The organism is Faecalibacterium sp. I3-3-89, assembly GCF_023347275.1.
Classification (GTDB): Bacteria; Bacillota; Clostridia; order Oscillospirales; family Ruminococcaceae; genus Faecalibacterium; species Faecalibacterium butyricigenerans.
Genome location: NZ_CP094468.1, coordinates 319922 through 339384 on the forward strand (window position 1 = coordinate 319922; position 19463 = coordinate 339384).

Below are 19463 nucleotides of genomic sequence, written 5' to 3' on the forward strand. Positions count from 1 at the left end.
ATTGTACCCGCGGGCCGCTGTGCCGTCAAGAGCGGACACAGCAAAAACGGCATATTTTATCCGAAAACTCACGCCTTCCGGGGGCGAAGATAGAGCACCGGCACCCAGACCAGCGCCACGGCCAGCCCGCAGAAGACGTCGATGATGGAGTGCTGCTTGGTAAAGACGGTAGAGGCGCAGATGAGGGCAGCCCAGCCGAAGGCCAGGATCTTGAGCCACTTCTTTTTCCGGGCCAGCGTGCTGCCCGAGAAGGCGATGGCCATGCAGGCCGAGCTTTGGCAGTGGATGGAGGGGCAGACGTTCACCGAGGCGTCGGCCTTCCAGATAAGCTGCATCAGGGTCATGGCGAGATTGCTGCGGCCCACCTCCTCCGCCATGGGGCGGATATCGAGGCCGTTGGGCAGCACCATATAGACGATGAGGCAGAAGGTCATGCCCGAGAACATCATGAGACAGAGCTTGTCGTAGCTGGCGGTGTCGAACCACCACAGCAGCGCCGTGACCCCGGCCAGCAGGAAAAACCAGCTGCCGTAGGGGAAGATGAACCACTCGTTGAAGGGGATGAAGTCGTCCAGCGGGCTGCGGATGATGTATTTCGGGTCGGTGACGGTGAAGTCCAGCCAGAAGAACCAGATGAGGTAGAGCACCCAGTAGAGCTGGTACCACAGATGGGGCCGTGCACGAAGAAGGGAAGTTTTCATGTAAATTCTCCTATAAATCTGTCATACGATGATACATTTTACCACACTTGGCCGACTTGCGCAAATCTATTTCCTGTTATAGAATAAAGACAGCCTGCTCCGCCGGGGCAGGAGAAATGTGTATGCACGAGCACAAAGGAGCTTTCATGTCTATTTCATCTCACCCCATCCTTCTTGCGGCCCTCGACTTGGACGGCACGCTGCTCAACAGCAGCGGCGAAGTCACGGACTACACCCGGAAGGTCCTGTCCGAGGCCTCTGACCGGGGCGTCGTGATCATCCCGGCCACGGGCCGTCCGCTGGCCAGCCTGCCGCCTGTGGTGGCAAAACAGCCTTGGGTGCGTTATGCCCTCACCTCCAACGGTGCGGCGGTCTGGGACCTCGGAAATGACCCTCTGGGCTGCGTCTACAGCCGGTACGCCAACGCCGCCCAGCATGAGACCAGCCAGCCGGAGTGCATCATCCGGCGCTGCTTCCCGGTGGAGACGGCCCGGGAGGTCTACGAGGCCTTCCGCGGCCTGCCCGGCGGGCTGAACATCTTCAGCGATGGCCGTGCCCTCCGGGACACGGTGCAGCAGCGCTTCTTCGACGAGCGCTTTGCCCGTCTGGCGGCCGTGCGGGGGACGGAGGCCATCCAGCCCAACGACGGCCGCTTCACCATCCTGCGGGAGCAGAGCGAGTGGATGAGCCGCCACGCCCATGCAGTGGAGAAGTTTTGCATGTTCTTCCACTCTGCCGAGGAGGCGCGGCAGTATCTGCCCCGCTTCACGGCCATCCGGGGCGTTGAGGTGGTGCAAGGCTCCCCCGACAACATCGAGGTCACGGCGGCGGGGGTGAACAAGGGCGAGAGCCTGCTGGCGCTGGCCGACCATCTGGGCATCCCCCGGGAAGCCACGCTGGCCGTGGGCGACAGCGAAAACGACCGCGCCATGCTGGAAAAGGCGGGCGTCGCCGCTGTGATGGCCAACGGGATGGAGCACATCCGCAGATTGGCCGACATCGTCAGCGAAAACGACAATGACCACGACGGCGTGGCCGAAATCTTTGCCCGTCTCGGGGTTTAAGAAGCCAAAATCGGCGTTTTTGTGCAATGTATACAAGCTCTTATGCAAAACATTGTGCTTGTTGAGCATTACCAAACGGGCCGATGTCGTTTATACTAAAGATACGAATGCATGGTGGGGAAGGTATGCCCGCAAGGGACTCCAGCCATGTGAATTCATGCAAATGTTAAAAAGGAGAAATGCGTTATGAATCCCATCGTAGAAAAGGTCTATCAGATCGGCATTATCCCTGTTATTGCTTTTAACAGCGTAGACGAGGCCCTGCCCCTGTGCAAGGCTCTGGCTGAGGGCGGCCTGCCCGCAGCTGAGGTCACCTTCCGCACCGCATGTGCTGAGGATTGCATCCGCAAGATCCACGAGGAGATGCCCGAGATGCTGCTGGGCGCCGGCACTGTCCTGACCTGTGAGCAGGCTGACCGCGCTATGGCTGCAGGCGCTTCCTTCATCGTCGCTCCCGGCTTCGACCCCGAGGTCTGCAAGCACGTCATCGACAAGGGCGGCATCATGATGCCCGGCACCGCCTCCGCAGGCGAGATGCAGCAGGCCATGAACATGGGCTGCGAGGCTCTGAAGTTCTTCCCCGCCGAGGCAAACGGCGGCGTGGGTATGCTGAAGAACATCGGCGCTGCCCTGAAGGGTGCCCGCTGGATGTGCACCGGCGGCGTCAACGCCAAGAACGTCAACGACTATCTGGGCTATGACCAGATCTTCGCAGTCGGCGGCACCTGGATGTGCAAGAGCGACGTCATCAAGGCCGGCGATTGGGCCAAGATCACCGCACAGAGCAAGGAAGCTGTTGACACCATGCTGGGCCTGCACCTCATCCATGTCGGCATCAACACCGGCAACGAGGAAGAGGCTGCCAAGGTGGCCGGCCTGATCTCCACCATGCTGAACATGAAGGTCGCTCCGGGCAACTCCAGCATCTTCGTGGGCAACAAGGAGTTCGAGATCATGAAGAAGCCGGGCCGCGGCACCAACGGCCACATCGCCATCGGCTGCAACAACGTGGATCGTGCAATCTACCACCTGTCTCAGCGCGGCGTGAAGTTCGACCTCGACAGCAAGAACGTCAAGAACGGCAAGACCGTCGCCTGCTACATGGAGGGCGAGATCGCCGGCTTTGCATTCCATCTGGTTCAGGCATAATTGCCGCTCCATTCCGTCAATACCCGCTGCGGCGGGATGATATACGAACATAAAAGGAGAAACACTATGAAAGTCGTTACCTTTGGCGAGCTGATGGTTCGTCTGCAGCCCTTCAACTACGAGCGTTTCGTTCAGGCCAACAGCCTGGAGTTCACCTTCGGCGGCGGTGAGGCCAACGTCGCTGTCTCTCTGGCCAACTACGGTCTGGATGCAGCCTTCGTCACCAAGCTCCCCGCACACGCCATCGGTCAGGCCGCTGTCAACAGCCTGCGCCGCTACGGCGTCGATACCAGCATGATCACCCGCGGCGGTGACCGTGTCGGCATCTACTACAACGAGAAGGGCGCTTCTCAGCGCGGCTCTGTCTGCATCTACGACCGTGCCAACAGCGCTATCCAGCTGGCTCAGCCCTCCGATTTCGACTGGGATAAGATCTTCGAGGGCGTGGATTGGTTCCACTTCACCGGCATCACCCCGGCTCTGGGCGCAAATGTCGTCGAGATCTGCCTCGAGGCCTGCAAGGCTGCTAAGGCTCACGGCGTGAAGATCAGCTGCGACCTGAACTACCGCGGCAAGCTGTGGACCCGTGCCGAGGCTCGTGAGGCTATGACCAAGCTGTGCGAGTACGTCGATGTCTGCATCTCCAACGAGGAGGATGCAAAGGACGTGTTCGGCATCGAGGCCGAGGCTACCGACATCTACGGCGGCAAGCTGAACGCTGAGGGCTACAAGAGCGTCGCAAAGCAGCTGGCTGACAAGTTCCACTTCGAGAAGGTCGCTATCACCCTGCGTGAGAGCCACAACGCCTCCGAGAACGGCTGGAGCGCTATGCTGTACGATGTCGCTTCCAACGAGTACTGCTTCTCCAAGAAGTACGAGCTGAAGATCATCGACCGCGTCGGCGGCGGTGACTCCTTCGGCGGCGGCCTGATCTACGCTCTGCTGAACGGCAAGAGCACTCAGGATGCTGTTGAGTTCGCTGTTGCTGCTTCTGCTCTGAAGCACACCATCGAGGGCGACTACAACATGATGACTGTCTCCGAGGTCGAGAAGCTGGCTGGCGGCGACGGTTCCGGCCGTATCCAGCGCTAAGCAGGAAAGGAGATCCGCAATGGAGATCCGCTATTCCTGCAATCAGAAAGACTTCAAGCGCTACACCACCGAGGAGATGCGCGACGAGATGCTCATCACCGGCCTGTACAAGGCCGACGAGGTCGTGGCCGTCTACAGCCATGTTGACCGTATGGTCACGCTGGGCTGTATGCCGGTCCACGAGACGGTCTCCATCGACAAGGGCATCGACGTCTGGGCCAACTTTGGCACCCACTATTTCCTCGAGCGCCGCGAGATCGGTATCTTCAACATCGGCAAGGACTCCACGGGCATCGTGGTGGCCGACGGTGTGAAGTACGAGCTGGGCTATAAGGACTGCCTGTATATCACGCAGGGCACCAAGGAAGTGACTTTCGCTTCCGCAGACCCTGAGCATCCGGCAAAGTTCTATATGGTCTCCGCTCCGGCACATTGCTCTTACGAGACCCGCCTCATCAAGATGGCTGATGCAAATCACCGTCCTCTGGGCAGCGTCGAGACCTGCAATAAGCGCACCATCAATCAGTTCATCCACCCCGATGTGCTCAAGACCTGTCAGCTGAGCATGGGTATGACCGAGCTGGAGCCTGGCTCCAACTGGAATACCATGCCCAGCCACACGCACGAACGTCGGATGGAGATCTACACCTATTTTGAACTGCCCGAGGGGCAGGTGGTGTTCCATATGTGCGGCGAGCCGACTCAGACCCGCCACATCGTGATGCACAACGAGGATGCTGTCATCAGCCCCTCCTGGAGCATCCACAGCGGCGTAGGCACTTCCAACTACACCTTTATCTGGGCAATGGGCGGCGAGAACATGGAGTTTGACGACATGGACAACATCGCTACCACCGACCTGCGCTAAACAGTACACCATACAACGCCCCGCACCGGGAGACCGGCGCGGGGCGTTTTGCTAAATATTTAACTTGGCTCTCTCAGCCCTACCACACCTGCCAGCGTGGAGCGGACAGAGAAAAACACGCTATCACGTCAGGGCGATGGCCCTGACGTTACGATCAACAGGAGGAATACAATGGATCTGTCAGCTTTTGACCTGAAGGGCAAGGTCGCCCTCATCACCGGCGGTGCCCACGGCATCGGCTTTTCCATCGCAGAGGGGATGGCCAAGTGCGGTGCGGCCATCTGCTTCAACTGCTCTTCCGAAGCCAGCCTCGAAAAAGGCATGGCGGCTTACAAGGCAGCAGGCATCGAGGCCCACGGCTATGTCGCCGATGTGTCCGACGAGGACGCCGTCAACGCGATGGTGGCAAAGATCAAGGCCGAGGTCGGCCCGGTGGACATTCTGGTCAACAACGCCGGTCTGATGAAACGGGTGCCGATGGTCGAGATGAGCCACGCCGATTTCATGCGGGTCATCGACGTCCATGTGGGCGGCGCATTCAACTGCTCCAAGGCCGTCCTGCCCGACATGATGGAAAAGCGTGAGGGCAAGATCATCAACATCTGCTCCATGATGAGCGAGCTGGGCCGCGAGACCGTCTCCGCCTACGCCGCTGCCAAGGGCGCGCTCAAGATGCTGACCAAGAACATCGCCTCCGAGTACGGCGAGTACAACATCCAGTGCAATGGCATGGGCCCCGGCTACATCGCCACCGCCCAGACCGCCCCGCTGCGGGAGATCCAGCCCGACGGCAGCCGCCACCCCTTCGACCAGTTCATCACCGCCAAGACCCCCGCAGGCCGCTGGGGCGAGGCGGAGGACATGGTAGGCCCCTGCGTCTTCCTCGCCTCCCATGCTTCGGACTTCGTGAACGGCCAGATCCTCTACGCCGACGGCGGCATCCTCGCCTATATCGGCCGTCAGCCTAAGTAATCTCAGGCAGCAAAAAAGCCCTGTGGCACCCGCCGCAGGGCTTTTGTCGTCTCAGATGAGGATGCCGTCGCAGTGGTCGATCTCGTGCTGGAGGATCTCGGCGGTCCAGCCGGTAAAGGTCTTGATGCGGGTCTGGAATTTTTCGTTCTGCCACTGGACCTTGATGGTCTGGAAGCGCTTGGTCTTTCGGGTGCCGGTGAGGGAGAGACAGCCCTCCTCGGTCTCATACGGCCCGGACTTTTTGAGGATGACCGGGTTGAACATGACGAGATAGCCGTCCTCGCCCTCGACGGCGATGATGCGCTTTGCAGCGCCGATCATGTTCGCCGCCATGCCGACACAGCCGTCTTTGTGGGCGATGAGCGTTTCCAGCAGATCCTGCGCGATGGGCAGGTCTTCCGGGGAGGCCGATGCGGCTTTCCGGGCGAGAAAAAGCTCGTCTTTGCAGATGTCACGGATCATAGAAAACCTCCTGTGCAGATGAAGAAAGCCACGATGTGCGTCATTCTCCGACGCTTCATCGTGGCTTTTTTGTGGTCGAGCAGAGCTGGACAAATCCGAACTATTTCCCACTGCTTCAGCAGCAGTCAAGGCATCCTCAAAGCGGATGGTTTGAGAACCATCCTTGTAGTTGAACGTAATCAGCATCCGGTCATCATACAGGAAAATCGCGTTCACAAAAATCTCAATCAGTGCTTTGCGCTGTTTTTGCTGCGATATATCGAACTTTCTGAATTTCATCAGCCAGAACCGGATGAAATCGGCATTGAAGGATGGCTTTCTTAACTTCTCGTCAGCAATTTTGGCAGTCAGTTCATCCTTCTGAGCTTCCAAGGCATCCAGACGCTCCTTGGTCGTCCGGGTAAATAAGCCCTCCTCGATTGCTTTCATCAGGTTGTCCAGTTTCCTGTCCACCTCTCGGAGCTGCTTTTCCAAGAGCGGAATCGTGGTGTTCTCTTGGTTCTGAAAATCCATAACCAGTTGAACGATCCGTTCAATCATGGCATCATCCTGAATCAGCTTCATCGTCTCTTGGACGACCAAACTTTCGAGCCAGTCTTTCTGTACGGTTTTCTTATTGCAGCCTTTGCGCCGCTTGGCAGTAGCACATTTATAGTAATAGTAGGTTCGTCCGGTGGCACTTGTTCCGCTTTCGCCAAACATCAATGCTCTACACTTGCCACAGAACAGCTTGGTGGTCAATAAGTATTCCTCATCTGCCTTTCCGCGAGCTGGTGCGCGCTTGTTTTTCTCCAGACGCTTCTGAACACGGTCAAACAGGTCTTTCGGGACGATGGCAGGAATCGCATCTGGCACAACGGTATCTCGGAAAGAAAGCTCTCCAATGTAACGGCGATTCTTCAACATGGTGTTCATGCTGCTGCACGTCAGTTTTCCACCCAGCATATTACGAACGCCTTTTTCGTTGAGATAGTTCAGAATCTCAACGATTTTTTCACCATTGTCGTACCGCTGAAAAGCCTCTAATACAAATGGAGCAACAAGCGGGTCGATGCGATAGAACTTTTCTTCGTCGATTTTATATCCAATCGTTCCGGTGCCGCCTGTGCATTTCCCTTTCAGGGCGTTTTCGGTCTGACCTCGAATGACCTTTTCGGAAAGTTCAGCCGAATAGTATTCTGCCATGCCCTCCAGCAACGTTTCCACCAGAATGCCCTGCGAACCTTCAGCAATTGGTTCCATGACCGAAATCAAGTGGACATTATTCTTTTTCAGAATCATCTTGTAGTTTGCACTGTCAAAACGATTCCGGGCAAAGCGGTCAAACTTCCAGACCAGCACAATTTCAAACAGCTTCTTATTACTGTCCCGAATCATTTGCTGGAAATCCGGTCGATTATCCGTTTTGGCAGAAAGTGCACGGTCAATGTAGTGCCTGACCACTGTGATGCCGTTTCTTTCGGCATAGGCTGTGCATTCACGAATCTGACCCTCGATGGATTCTTCACGCTGGTTATCACTGGAATAGCGAGCGTAGATCACAGCATTCATGGCAAGCACCTCACTTTTATACATCGTTGCACGCTAAAGCGTTCATTCAAAAATTGTTTCGTATAATGTATATACCATAATATACGATGGATTGCAAGATATATTTACACTATTATAGGCAGAAGAGGTGGTGTTCATTTTGGACACCACCTCTTCTGTCGCTTGTGAATCGCTCAATTCAGCTTGTTCAGCGTAAATTTGAACTGCATACCCTTTTCTGCCGCAAAGCAGACATTTTCATGGGGCTTTGCGCCCCAGCTGCTGTCGCCACCCACACCACGTTGGAAGGCTGCGCACCGCACGATGGTTTTGCAGTCGTCCCGGGGCAGTTCGTAGAGGTGCCGGGCGTTTTCCAGCTCATGGGGTGTATAAGGCAAGGCGGAGAAGACCATGCCGGGATCACTCTCAAAGCAGATGCCCGGAATGCTACCGGTCACTTCGGCGCAGTATACCCCGGTGCGGCTTCCGCATTCCTGCGGATAGACCGGGCTGTTCTGGGCAAAATCTTCCCGGATATTATAGTTCCATGCGCCCATTTTTCCGCCCACGGTGCGGTCGGCTACGGTTTCACGGGGGCCAAGGCCCAGATAGGAAACGCCTGTCAGCTCCCGCCGCAGCGGCAGCAACAGGCCGAACTCCGGCAATTCCGCTCTTTCGCCCTGCCATGTCATGGCCACCTCACACCGGCCTGTGCCGTCCACTGTAAAATCAATGGGCAGGGTCCGTCCATCCGGCAGGGTGTAAACGGCGTGTACGGTCACGGTCTCCGTTCCGGCTTCTACGGTCAGGTTGTCGCACCGGGCATACAGGCCCGCCGTTTTCCAGAAGGCAAACTCGAATGGCTCGGCGCAGCCGTCATCGTTGTTGGTGGGCGCGCGCCAGAAGCTGGGGCGCACCGTATCATCCAGCAGCTGCACCCCGTCAAAACGGATGGAGGTCAGCCCCTTGCCCCGGCTGAAAATGTATTCATAGCCTTCGCCCCTTACGCCGATGTTGCAGTCCATCTCCACCAGCTGCGGAGCCGGGACGGTCAACCGGGCTTCGGCGTGTTTCTTCCAGATCTGTCCGAACGCCGCTTCATACCCGGCAGGTAGACCCGGCAGGGCGCTGCGCAGGATGACTGTTACCGTCATGCAGGCAAGGCCCGTTTCCGGCATTGCAAACGGGAACGGAATACGGACGCTTTCACCGGGGGCACAGTCTGCCCGCAAGACAGCCCGGCGCTCCGGTTTGCCGTTGATGGAAGATGCGAACACCAGATCATAGGCGTTCAGATCGGTGAAGAGGGTACGGTTTTCCACCACGGCTTCGGTCTCGGTCAGGGTGATCTTGAACGGCGTATAGGCCACCTTGACCGCATCCATCTTGGGGGTGTTGCGGCGGTCGGGCAGAACAAGGCCATCGATGCAGAATTCCCGGTCGGTGGGGCGGTCGCCGAAGTCGCCGCCGTAGGCAAAGCTCAGTTTGCCGTCCGGGCCGGTGACTGCAATGCCGTGGTCGATGTACTCCCAGATGAACCCACCCTGATAGAGCGGCTCTTCGTAGGCGTACTCGGTGTAATCCGTGATGCCGCCGCAGCTGTTGCCCATGGCGTGGCTGTACTCGCACATGATAAAGGGCTTTTCCGGGTGTTCAGTGAGGAACTTTTTGATGTCCACCACCGGGGTGTACATCTGGCTCTCCATGTCGGAGGTGGCGGGGTATTCCCGGTTCCAGAAAATGCCCTCGTAGTGCACAAGGCGGCCGGGGTCGGTGCGGCGAAAATACTCGCTCATCTCCCACAGCGTTTTCCCGCCGTGGCTCTCGTTGCCGCAGGACCAGATCAGGATGGCCGGGTGATTTTTGTCCCGTTCCAGCATGGCTTCGGCACGGGCAAGCACATTTTCCCGCCACTCCGGGCGGTCGCCGGGCAAAGTCCATTCGTCCGAGCCGTCGGCCCCCAGCTTCTGCCAGGTACCATGCGTTTCCAGATTCGTTTCCTCGATGACATACAGGCCGTACTCATCGCACAAAGAGAGGAAATACGAATCGTTGGGGTAATGGCTGGTGCGCACAGCGTTGACGTTGTGCGCCTTGAGATTTTTCACATCCCAGAGCATTTCTTCCCGGCTGACAGTGCGGCCGGTCTTGCAGCTCCACTCGTGGCGGTTGACCCCTTTGAACACGATGCGCTTGCCGTTCAGCAGTATCTGGCGGTCTTTCAGTTCAAACCTGCGCAGACCGACTTTCAGTCCGGTGCGCTCCACCAGTGTTTTCCCATTCAATAGGGCGATCTCTGCCTCATAAAGGGTCGGCTGTTCTGCGCTCCACAATTCCGGTTGTTCTACCTTAAAGGCAAAGGAAACATCCTGCACGTCCGGTTCCACATCCGGGTCGGCTTCGCCCTTGCCAAAGACCACGCCGCTGCCGTATTCGACCGGCTCGCCCACCTCAGCGGACTGCTGTTGCCCGTTGAACACCACCGACACCCGGCCCGCGCCGCTGACCTTGCAGTCGAACGTCACTTTCACGCTGGAAAAGTCCGGCGCAAAGTTCTGCCTGACGAACACATCTTCCAGATGAATCTCAGGTTTTGTGAACAACTCCACCGAGCGGAACAGACCGCTCATCCGCCAGAAATCCTGATCTTCCAGCCAGCTGCCGGAGCAGAAACGGTAAACCTGAATCGTCACCTCATTTTCGCCGGGCTGGACGGCTTCCGTCATATCAAATTCTGCCGGGGTAAAGGTATCCTCGGTATAGCCGATATAGACCCCGTTGCACCAGACAGCGGCGGCACTGTCAGCCCCGTTCAGGCGCAGATAGCAGTTTGCCCACTCTTCCGGCAGGGTGAAGCTGCGCTTGTATTCCCCGATGGGGTTATACTCCTGCGGGATCTGCCCGGGGTGCAGTTTTTCGTGGCCGTCCCAGGGGTACTGGGTGTTGACATAATGGGGCGTGCCGTAGGGCCGGCCCGGCTTTTGCAGGCTCTGCATCTGGATAATCCCCGGCACGGTCAGGGTATCCCAGTTTGAAAAAGGTGCTGTCAGATTCTCTGCGTAGCGGAACGCCCACTCACCATTCAAACTGACCGTCAACGGCATGGCCGGGCTGGTCTGGTCGGAAAAATACGCATGGGGCGGCAGGCGATTCTGCTGGAAGATCTCCGGGTCAGCCAACAGTGCCGGGATCATAGGATGATTCAATGGCATGATATGTTACCTCCAAGGGAGAAAATGACACAGACGAACCTTGAGTTACGCTGCGGGAAAATATTCAATAATTTTTGATATCCTGAATCCGTTCTTCCAGATGCAGATTCTTTTCCATTGTGGAATACACAGAGAATGCTGCTAACAGACTGGGGACCCATAATCCAGTGAGCAGAAACATAAACGCACATCGTGGAATCAAGAATGCTATCAGCAGCCAGTATCCAACCTGCACGATTGCAGAGAGGGCAGTCTGCGGTAGGAAGCCGAAGAACATCCGGATGCAATTGGACGACTTTTGAAAAATCGAGCCATAAAACAGTGCGTTCTGCATCCAGAAGTAGTTGCCCAGCGTCAAGAGAAGAACGGCATCCAGCAGCAGAATCAGCGCAAAGCTCAGGGAGATTTCTGTCATCTGCGGCAGCACGAATGCCGACCATGCAAGCAGTGCCCACAACACGGTAAACACGATGCCGGGAACAAGACTGCTTCGGAAGTTCTGCTTCCATGCCCGCTTGTAGGTGTGCCACCAGAATCCCGGCTCATCCCGCAAGGCACGCAGGATGGTATCGTACAGTCCGGTCAGAGCCGGACCCACCAGCCACCCGGCGGCGACCGCCGCCAGCAGGCACAGCGGCAGGCTGCCCAGCCAGAGGGCAATGCCTGCCAGAATTGCTGCCGGGACGCAGACTAACATCGCCAGTGCCCCGGACAGGAAAATGCCGTCCAGATCCCGGCTCAGAATTTCAAACAACCGCGCCAGCCCTTTTTTGCGGGGCGTATCCGGGTTGATTTCTGCACCTTCCGGCATAAAGTTCTGTTCAAACATCATTCTGCTTCCTCCATTGCGGTTCGTTTTACAGTTTTATTGTACCACAGTCAGAGAGAAAACGGGTTGTAGAAAAGAGGCTGCTTTTTTGGAGAAAAACGGCATCATTCCGGCTGCACCCCTGACCGGACGGTAATATTTTCAAAACTGACATTCCGGCAGTACTGCATCCGGATGTTTTGCTCCGGGCCGCCGTTGTCCTCTAACACCACATCCTTGAAGCAAATGTTCTTCACCTCATAGCCCGGCACATCAAAGCCCTTCAGCTCGATGGCAGGACAGGTGTGCCATACATGGTCGTGGTCAATGTATCGTCCAAGCAGCGTCACCCGATTATAGCGGAAATCTTCCAGCACAGGCGGCACAGGTGCACCGATGCCGTCATCGTTGTACCCGACCGAATGCACCATGACATGAGAGAGGGTGCAGTCCCGTACTTCCACATTCCGGACATAGCCGCCCCGCTTTTTCGTAACCTTGATCTCCAGCCCGGAGGTGGATACTGCCATATCACAGTCCCAGATCTTCACATCCTCCACACCGCCGCTCATCTCGCTTCCGATGCAGATACCGTGTCCGAAACCGCTGTGGCAGTCGAACACGCGGATGTGTTTCGTCGGGCGGTCGATGATATTCCCCTCCGGGTTCTTGCCGGACTTGATGGCAACGGCATCGTCTCCGGTAAAAAACTCGCAGGCGAAGATCGTACAGTTTGTGGAAGAATCCGGGTCCCAGCCGTCCCCGTTCCAGACACCATCCGACCGGATGGTACAGTGGTCGGTCACGATTTGGTCGGAGTAGACCATATGCAGATTCCAGCTTGCGCCGTTTGCAAATGTCAGCCCTTCCATCCAGATGTTCCGGCAGTTGCTCATGTTGACAAGTCTCGGCCGGACGCGCCCCGGAATCGTATCGGCATTTTCGCAGGTAGAAACAAGAGTGGCATTTTGGGCAAGGTAGTCCTTCAGCCTTTCCCGCTCGCTTGCAATGATGCGCTCTGCCAGCAGTTTTCCGCCGGATGCAATCGTTCCCTTGCCGCGCAGAATTACGTTTTCACAGTTTGGCCCGGCAGTATGGTCAAGCGTACCGAGGTTCAACAGGCTGCTGTAGCACTCCATCTCAGTGCCCTCAAAGCGGCTGGAAATGCGCGGCAGATAATCCTCTGGGTCTGCTGTGCCTTGCAGCACAGCTCCTTCTTCAAGGTAAAGTTCCATATTGCTGTGCAGACGCAATGTGCCTGTGCAGTAAACACCTGCCGGAAAATAGATTTGTTCACGCTCGCCGCAGTCGTCGATGGCTTTTTGCAGGGCGGCAGTATTCATGGCCTTTCCATCGCCCACAGCAGAATAAGGAGATGCAGTCACATCCAAACAGCGTTTGGTCGGTGTTGTCCGGATAGTCAATTCCCCAATGCTGCCGCTCCGCCACTGAACGAACAGCGAATAGGTCGTTTCCGGACGCAGATTCTCCAATGTACAGTGGGTCTTTTGGGTATGAGCAGCAGCGGCATCGTCCAGCAGGACGGTATAGGTTTCGACCGCACCGGCAGCGGCGGGCTTATCCCAGAACAAGGTAATGCTTGTATCGGTGCAGCAGGCGGTCAGGCCGTTCTGTGAAAAGAAATGGTTCGGCATAAAAGCTCTCCTTATAACAGACTCTGATAAGCTTCCAGATACCGCAGCCCCAATGTGCGCAGGGCTTCGGTGGTAAAGTGCAGTCCATCCGGGCGTGCTGTCAGGCCTTTTGCCGAGACTACGGCACACCGGGGCAGCTGCGCTGCCCACTCCGGCAGACGACGGTTGAATTCGTGCAGCAGTTCTGCGGGTGTTCCGTGAAAGCCGTTTTCCGGCCAGCCCAGTTCGCCCACCACGATGGGCAGATCGCCGAGTTCTTTCCGGAACGCCTGCATCGTGCGCTGAAACTGTTCGGGGTAGGCTTCCAGCTGTTCCGGTGCAAGGCAGTCGCTCTCACCCTGATGCCATAAAATCGCCGTAAGCGCAGAAGTACGCTGTGCCAGCCTTGCCTGAAACACGGCATGGTCAAACAGCACCTCGCCCGGCTGCCACTGGGAAATGCGGGTGCCGCCGTCTGCACATGGAATCAGGCCGATTTTTGCTCCGGTCTCTTTTTGCAGCTGCGCCGCAAAGCTGGCTGCAAGGTTTGCCCCGCTGCGGGGAACTGCCCCTTCCACCACGGCCCGGTCCACATTGATTGGTTCGCTCATCTCCTGCCAGCGGCCCATCCGCAGCATAAAGCAGTCCGGTGCAGTGATGGCGTTTTCCTTTGTCAGGTCGCCGCGCCCGGCCATGTTAGACTGCCCCACCAGCAGAAAAGAATGGATATCTGCTGCCGCTTCATGCAGCCCATCGTTGATCCATAATGCCATAACAAAACGCCTCCTGCGTGTTTTTTAACTCAGTATAGCACAAAAGCAGCCGACATTCACGAACGGCTGCTTCTATGCTGTGAAAATGATGAAGAAGGAGAAAACCAAGCAAAAAGTCTTGGGAGGAATACCGCTCCCACCTCCATCGGCGGCAGATGCCGGTGGCAATCAATGGATGCAGGTTGCACGATGCGGATTTCCTGTGGCTTCAGAATATCACATTCTGCCCGGTTCTGCCTGTACAAATCCGGCATTCTTCTTGAACCGGAGCGACATTCTGCGGGCAAATCTTGCAAATTATAATAAAGTATATTATTTTATAGGCAGGAGAAAATGGTGAAGGAGAGAGCAACTTGTATACACTGTTGATCGTGGACGATGAGGAGATCGAGCGTGAAGGAATGGCACAGTTCATACCGTGGGATTCCTATGAGATAAAGGTCGTTTCCACCGCTCGGAACGGTGCCGAGGGGTTGGAAAAAATCGCAAAATTCCGGCCTGACCTCGCCATCGTGGACATCAAGATGCCGGTGATGAACGGCATTGAGATGATCCGGCAGGCAAAGGAGCAGTACCCGGATATGACCTTTGTGGTGCTTTCCGGCTATGGTGACTACGAATTTACCAGTCAGGCCATGGAGCTGGGGGTGCGGCATTACATCCTCAAGCCCTGCGATGAATCCAAAATGATCCCGGTGCTGAACAAGGCGTTTGCGGAACTGGAAGAAGCCCGCAAAAAGAATGCACGCTCCGAAAAGCTGGAGACCGAAGCCCGGCTGCTGAAGCCCTATGCACGGGAGCAGCTGTTCCGGGATCTGCTGTTGGGAAAGGCGCAGGCATCTTCCGGCGCACGGCAGCTTGTGGACGAACTGGGCGGCGAACAGCGCATGGTCCTGCTGTTGGATTTCCGCCTCAAATGCGGATTCGACTCGCTGGAACGGTATGTCGTGGGCAATATGCTGGGCGACCTTTTGCCGGACGGCACCCTGCTCATGACCACCGGTGTGGACCGGGATGTTCTGGTTCTGGCAGATGCTATGGCGGAATCCAGTGTGGAAACAGCGGTTCAGGTGCTCAAAAAAGAATTCAAGCGGTTTGAAACGCTTCCAATGCTTTCTTCTGCCAGCCGGACAGGAACGCTTGCAGAGCTTTCCGTGCTGTTCCGGCAGGCGCAGGAGCTTTTGCAGCTGAACATGGATGAAAACGAGCCCGCCCTTCTGCGCCCTTCCCGGAATGCGGCATTGCCGGAAACGGTGAACGAGATCTTTGATCTGGAAGCACTGCGGCAGACCGGCAGCTATGAGGAGCTTTTGCAGGAGCTTGCGTTTTCCTTTGCCAAAATGGAGGCAAAGGACTATCGCCCGCAGCAGCGGCAAAAGCTCTGCGAGCTGGCGTGGAAGCTGCTGTTCGAGGACAAGGCTGCCCCGGAGGATTCGCTCCCGGCATGGGCAGATGCTCTGACCGCCGCATGGAACCACCCCCAGCCCGATGCTCGGAGCCGGGAGATCTTTCTTGCCATCTACGAAAACCTCCCGGAGCCGGAGTTCAGCTTGCAGACCATTGCACAGCAGCGGCTTTTCATGAGCGAAGATCACCTGCGGCGCATCTTCTCCCAGATGACCGGCAACCGGTTCTCGGCGTATCTGGAACACTGCCGCATCACACAGGCCCGGCGGCTGCTGGAATTTCAGCCGGATATGAAGATCAGCCGTCTGGCGGAACTGGTGGGCTACCCGCTGGACGGACAGTATTTTTCCAAAGTATTCCGTAAGATCTGCGGCGTGACACCGACGGAATACCGGAACCATCATTGAACAGGCTGCTTTTGAATGTCGGTTTTTTCCAAGAGAAAGACCGACATTTTCCATTTTGTTTTTGAAAAAAAGCGATACAATAAAAGCAACAAAAGGGTGCGTACCATACAGGGAGCGACGGCTCCCCCGTAACAGAAAACACGAAGGAAAATGGAGGAAATTCTCATGAAGATCTCTCGCAGAAACTTTCTGAAGGTCGCCGGTGCTGCCGGTGTGGCATCCGCACTGGCCGCCTGCGGCGGCGCATCCAGCTCCACCGCTGCTTCTTCTGCCGCATCCGGCAGCGCATCTGCCGTAAACGGCGATGTGACCATTCGCTTTACATGGTGGGGCGGCCAGACCCGTCACGACCTGACCCAGAAAGTGCTGGACAAGTACACCGAGCTGAACCCCAATGTGCATTTTGAGACCACCCCCTCCGGCTGGGATGGCTACTTTGAGAAGCTGGCTACCGACACAGCCACCGGCGGCATGGCTGATATCGTCCAGATGGACTATATGTACATCTCCACCTACGCCAAGAACGGCTCTCTGGCAGACCTGTCCTCTTATGCTTCGGACGGCACGCTGGATATTTCCAACGTGGACGATGCCCTGATCGATGCAGGCACCATTGGCGGCAAGATGGTGGGTATCCCGCTGTCCACCTCGCTGGTCTCCTTCATCTACAACCCCTCTGTGCTGGAAGAGGCCGGTGTCACCGCTCCTCAGAACGGCTGGACCTGGGACGACTTTGTTTCCATCTGCAAGACCGTCAAGGAAAAGACCGGCAAGTACGGCTTCGGCGGCTCTGCGTTCATCGACACCAACCTGCTGAACTACTGGGTGCGTGAGCATGGTGTCTCCCTGTTCGCAGAGGACAACAAGAGCCTGGGCTTTGATGATGTGCAGATCCTGACCGATTACTTCCAGCTTTGGAAAGAACTGATCGATGCCGGTGCCGCACCGAACCCCGATGAGTACGAGCAGATTGCGACCCTTGGCAATGACGCAAGCCCGGTCATCACCGGCGATGCAGCATTCCACCAGTCCTGGAACAACTTTGGCACCATCGGTGCAAATGCCGGCAACGACACGCTGGAGCTGCTGGTTCCCCCGGTGAAGAAGGCCGGAGAGAAAGCTCTTTGGTACAAGCCCGGCATGTTCTTCTCCGTGTCCGAGACTTCCAAGGTCAAGGATGCTGCTGCCGCTTTCATCAGCTGGTTCCTGAACAGCGACGAAGCCAACGACATCATGCTGGGCGAGCGCGGCACTCCCTCCGCAAGCAACTCCCGTGATCATCTGACCAGCAGCGGCGCGCTGACCCAGAAGCAGGTTGAAATGTTCGACTTCGTTTCCGATGCCGCTGATTACTGCGGCGATACCCCGGCACCGGACCCCTCCGGTATTTCCGAGATCAACACCCAGTTCAAGAACATTGCCTACAGCGTGTTCTACGGTCAGGCCACTCCCGCCGAGGCTGCACAGCAGTTCTATGACGAGGCCAACAACATCCTCGCCACCAACAACTAATGAAACCATGCGGGAGGGGTCACTCCACAGACCCCTCCCGCCTTTTTGTGAAAAGGAGGCCTCGCTGTGTCAAACACAAAAGCTGTTGCGCTGAAAAAGCACAATTTTGGCGATGATACCAAAGTCGGCTATCTGCTGCTGGCTCCGTGGCTGTTTGGATTCATCTTCATGTATGTGATCCCGGCTGCGATGTCCATCTACTATTCCTTTACGGATTATAACCTGCTGTCCGCCCCCAACTGGGTCGGACTGAAAAACTATATCACTATTTTTACAACCGATAAGACCTTTCGCAAGGCGTTGGTCGTTACGTTCAGCTATGTCTTTATCATGGTGCCGCTCCGTCTGGCCTTTGCGCTGTTCGTGGCAACGTTGCTGAACAAAAAGCACATGGGCATGGCGTTTTATCGTGTTCTGTATTACATCCCGTCCATCGTCGGCGGCTCTATCGCTGTTTCCGTGGTCTGGAAGCAGATTTTCGGCAACAAGGGTGTTCTTATGAGCCTGCTGTCTGCCATTGGCATCGAACAGAAATTCTCCCTGCTGGGCAACCCCAAAACTGCTCTGTTCGTCATCGTCCTGATGGGTGTGTGGCAGTTCGGTTCCTGTATGCTGGTGTTCCTCTCCGGGCTGAAGCAGATTCCGAATTCCCTGTATGAATCTGCTTCGCTGGATGGTGCTTCCAAGATGCAGCAATTCTGGAAAATCACCATGCCGATGCTGACCCCGACTATCTTCTTCAACCTCATCCAGCAGATCATCAACGGTTTCCGCGTCTTTACCGAGAGTTACGTTATCACGGATGGCGGCCCCATGAACAGCACTCTGACCTATGTGCTGTACCTGTACCGCTCGGCATTTGCAAACTTCCACATGGGTTACTCCTGCGCACTGGCATGGATTCTGGTTGCCATCATCGGAGTTATGACCCTGATCCTGTTCAAGAGCCAGAACAGCTGGGTTCATTACGAAGGGTAAGGAGAAAGAAAAATGGTTGGTCAGAAAAGTACAAAGGCACAATCCGTGTTCTTCCACATTTTTTCCTGTGTTCTGGGCTTTATCATGGTGTATCCGCTGCTGTGGCTGCTGATGAGCTCTTTCAAGTCCAACGACACCATGTTCCACAACGCATGGTCGCTCATCCCGGAAAAGTGGGATATTCTCACAAACTACCTTTCCGGCTGGAAGGGTATCGCGGGCATTCCGTTCTGGCGGTTTACATTGAACAGCGTCATCGTTACTGTGGTCTCGGTTGCAGGCACTATCTTCTGTTCCCTGCTCGCCGCCTATGCGGTTTCCCGCCTGAAATTCAAGGGTGCAAACTTCTGGTTCGGCTGCATCGTCATGACTATGATGATTCCTTCGCAGGTCATGGTAGTGCCCCAGTACATCATCCTGAAAAAGCTGGGACTTTCCGATACGCTGGTTTCTATGACCCTGCCGTGGGTGTTCGGCTACGGCTTCTTCATCTTCCTCATCGCCCAGTATATGCGCGGCATTCCCCGTGATCTGGACGAGGCTGCCATGCTGGACGGCTGTTCCAAGCCCGGCATCCTGTTCAAAATTATGATTCCCATCGTCAAGCCCGCCATCGTGACCGCAGCCATCTTCGCCTTCTACTGGATCTGGCAGGACTTCTTCCAGCCGCTGATCTTCGTTTCCAGCCCGAAGAATTATACCATCCCGCTGGCACTGAAGCTCTACACCGACCCCAATAGCTACAACAACTACGGCGGTCTGTTCGCTATGTCGGTGCTGTCGTTGCTGCCGGTCATCATCGTGTTCATCCTGTTCCAGAAATATATCGTTGAAGGTATCGCCACTGACGGCATCAAGGGTTAAGTTCATTCATCAAGGCACTGTGCGGCGCGT

General features: G+C 56.3%; 15 protein-coding genes and 1 pseudogene. 9 read left to right on the forward strand and 7 right to left on the reverse strand.

Annotation, left to right across the window (positions count from 1 at the left end):
* Nucleotides 1-68: 68 nt before the first annotated feature.
* Nucleotides 69-701 (reverse strand): phosphatase PAP2 family protein, encoded by a 633-nt coding sequence (locus tag MTP38_RS01520; RefSeq protein WP_249234038.1) that lies wholly within the window; start codon nt 699-701, stop codon nt 69-71.
* Nucleotides 702-847: 146 nt separating this feature from the next.
* Between MTP38_RS01520 and MTP38_RS01525 the strand changes: the two genes are divergently transcribed.
* The 5 genes from MTP38_RS01525 (at nt 848) to MTP38_RS01545 (ending at nt 5846) form a co-directional block, all read left to right on the forward strand.
* Complete coding sequence (locus MTP38_RS01525) at nt 848-1765, forward strand: HAD-IIB family hydrolase (protein ID WP_249234039.1); 918 nt, start codon at nt 848-850, stop codon at nt 1763-1765.
* Nucleotides 1766-1951: 186 nt separating this feature from the next.
* Nucleotides 1952-2914, forward strand: coding sequence for a bifunctional 4-hydroxy-2-oxoglutarate aldolase/2-dehydro-3-deoxy-phosphogluconate aldolase (gene eda, locus MTP38_RS01530; protein ID WP_227621471.1), 963 nt, complete (start codon nt 1952-1954; stop codon nt 2912-2914).
* A gap of 66 nt (nt 2915-2980) precedes the next feature.
* Nucleotides 2981-4006, forward strand: a complete 1026-nt coding sequence (locus MTP38_RS01535; protein ID WP_158399690.1) for a sugar kinase — start codon at nt 2981-2983, stop codon at nt 4004-4006.
* 19 nt (nt 4007-4025) lie between these two features.
* Nucleotides 4026-4874 (forward strand): 5-dehydro-4-deoxy-D-glucuronate isomerase, encoded by an 849-nt coding sequence (kduI, locus tag MTP38_RS01540; RefSeq protein ID WP_249234040.1) that lies wholly within the window; start codon nt 4026-4028, stop codon nt 4872-4874.
* Nucleotides 4875-5045: 171 nt separating this feature from the next.
* On the forward strand, nt 5046-5846 hold the full coding sequence (locus tag MTP38_RS01545; protein WP_249234041.1) for a gluconate 5-dehydrogenase: 801 nt from the start codon (nt 5046-5048) through the stop codon (nt 5844-5846).
* A gap of 51 nt (nt 5847-5897) precedes the next feature.
* Here the strand turns inward: MTP38_RS01545 and MTP38_RS01550 are convergent, their stop codons facing one another.
* The 6 genes and pseudogenes from MTP38_RS01550 to MTP38_RS01575 all read right to left on the reverse strand — a co-directional run bounded on the left by MTP38_RS01550 (nt 5898) and on the right by MTP38_RS01575 (nt 14265).
* Entirely contained in the window at nt 5898-6308 is a 411-nt protein-coding gene (locus tag MTP38_RS01550) for a peptide deformylase (RefSeq protein WP_249234649.1), read from the reverse strand.
* A 72-nt stretch (nt 6309-6380) separates the two neighbouring features.
* Nucleotides 6381-7859 (reverse strand): annotated as a pseudogene (locus MTP38_RS01555) (recombinase family protein); the annotation flags it as partial.
* A gap of 173 nt (nt 7860-8032) precedes the next feature.
* Entirely contained in the window at nt 8033-11050 is a 3018-nt protein-coding gene (locus tag MTP38_RS01560) for a glycoside hydrolase family 2 TIM barrel-domain containing protein (RefSeq protein WP_112122127.1), read from the reverse strand.
* A 64-nt stretch (nt 11051-11114) separates the two neighbouring features.
* Nucleotides 11115-11882 carry a YesL family protein gene (locus MTP38_RS01565; RefSeq protein ID WP_112122126.1) on the reverse strand — a complete coding sequence of 256 codons (768 nt, stop codon included), beginning with the start codon at nt 11880-11882 and terminating at the stop codon, nt 11115-11117.
* Between the two features lie 101 nt (nt 11883-11983).
* Entirely contained in the window at nt 11984-13513 is a 1530-nt protein-coding gene (locus MTP38_RS01570; protein WP_112122125.1) for a glycosyl hydrolase family 28 protein, read from the reverse strand.
* An 11-nt stretch (nt 13514-13524) separates the two neighbouring features.
* Nucleotides 13525-14265, reverse strand: a complete 741-nt coding sequence (locus tag MTP38_RS01575; protein WP_249234042.1) for a sialate O-acetylesterase — start codon at nt 14263-14265, stop codon at nt 13525-13527.
* 353 nt (nt 14266-14618) lie between these two features.
* Between MTP38_RS01575 and MTP38_RS01580 the strand changes: the two genes are divergently transcribed.
* The 4 genes from MTP38_RS01580 to MTP38_RS01595 all read left to right on the forward strand — a co-directional run bounded on the left by MTP38_RS01580 (nt 14619) and on the right by MTP38_RS01595 (nt 19433).
* Nucleotides 14619-16079: a response regulator transcription factor gene (locus MTP38_RS01580; RefSeq protein ID WP_112122123.1), complete on the forward strand. Its 1461-nt coding sequence runs from the start codon at nt 14619-14621 to the stop codon at nt 16077-16079.
* Between the two features lie 165 nt (nt 16080-16244).
* The gene (locus MTP38_RS01585) at nt 16245-17591 is read left to right on the forward strand and encodes an ABC transporter substrate-binding protein (RefSeq protein WP_242983661.1); all 1347 of its coding nucleotides are present in this window, start codon (nt 16245-16247) and stop codon (nt 17589-17591) included.
* A 66-nt stretch (nt 17592-17657) separates the two neighbouring features.
* A complete protein-coding gene (locus tag MTP38_RS01590) occupies nt 17658-18569 on the forward strand; it encodes a carbohydrate ABC transporter permease (protein ID WP_353963377.1) in 912 nt (303 codons plus the stop codon).
* Nucleotides 18570-18581: 12 nt separating this feature from the next.
* Entirely contained in the window at nt 18582-19433 is an 852-nt protein-coding gene (locus tag MTP38_RS01595; protein ID WP_112122121.1) for a carbohydrate ABC transporter permease, read from the forward strand.
* Nucleotides 19434-19463 lie beyond the last annotated feature (30 nt).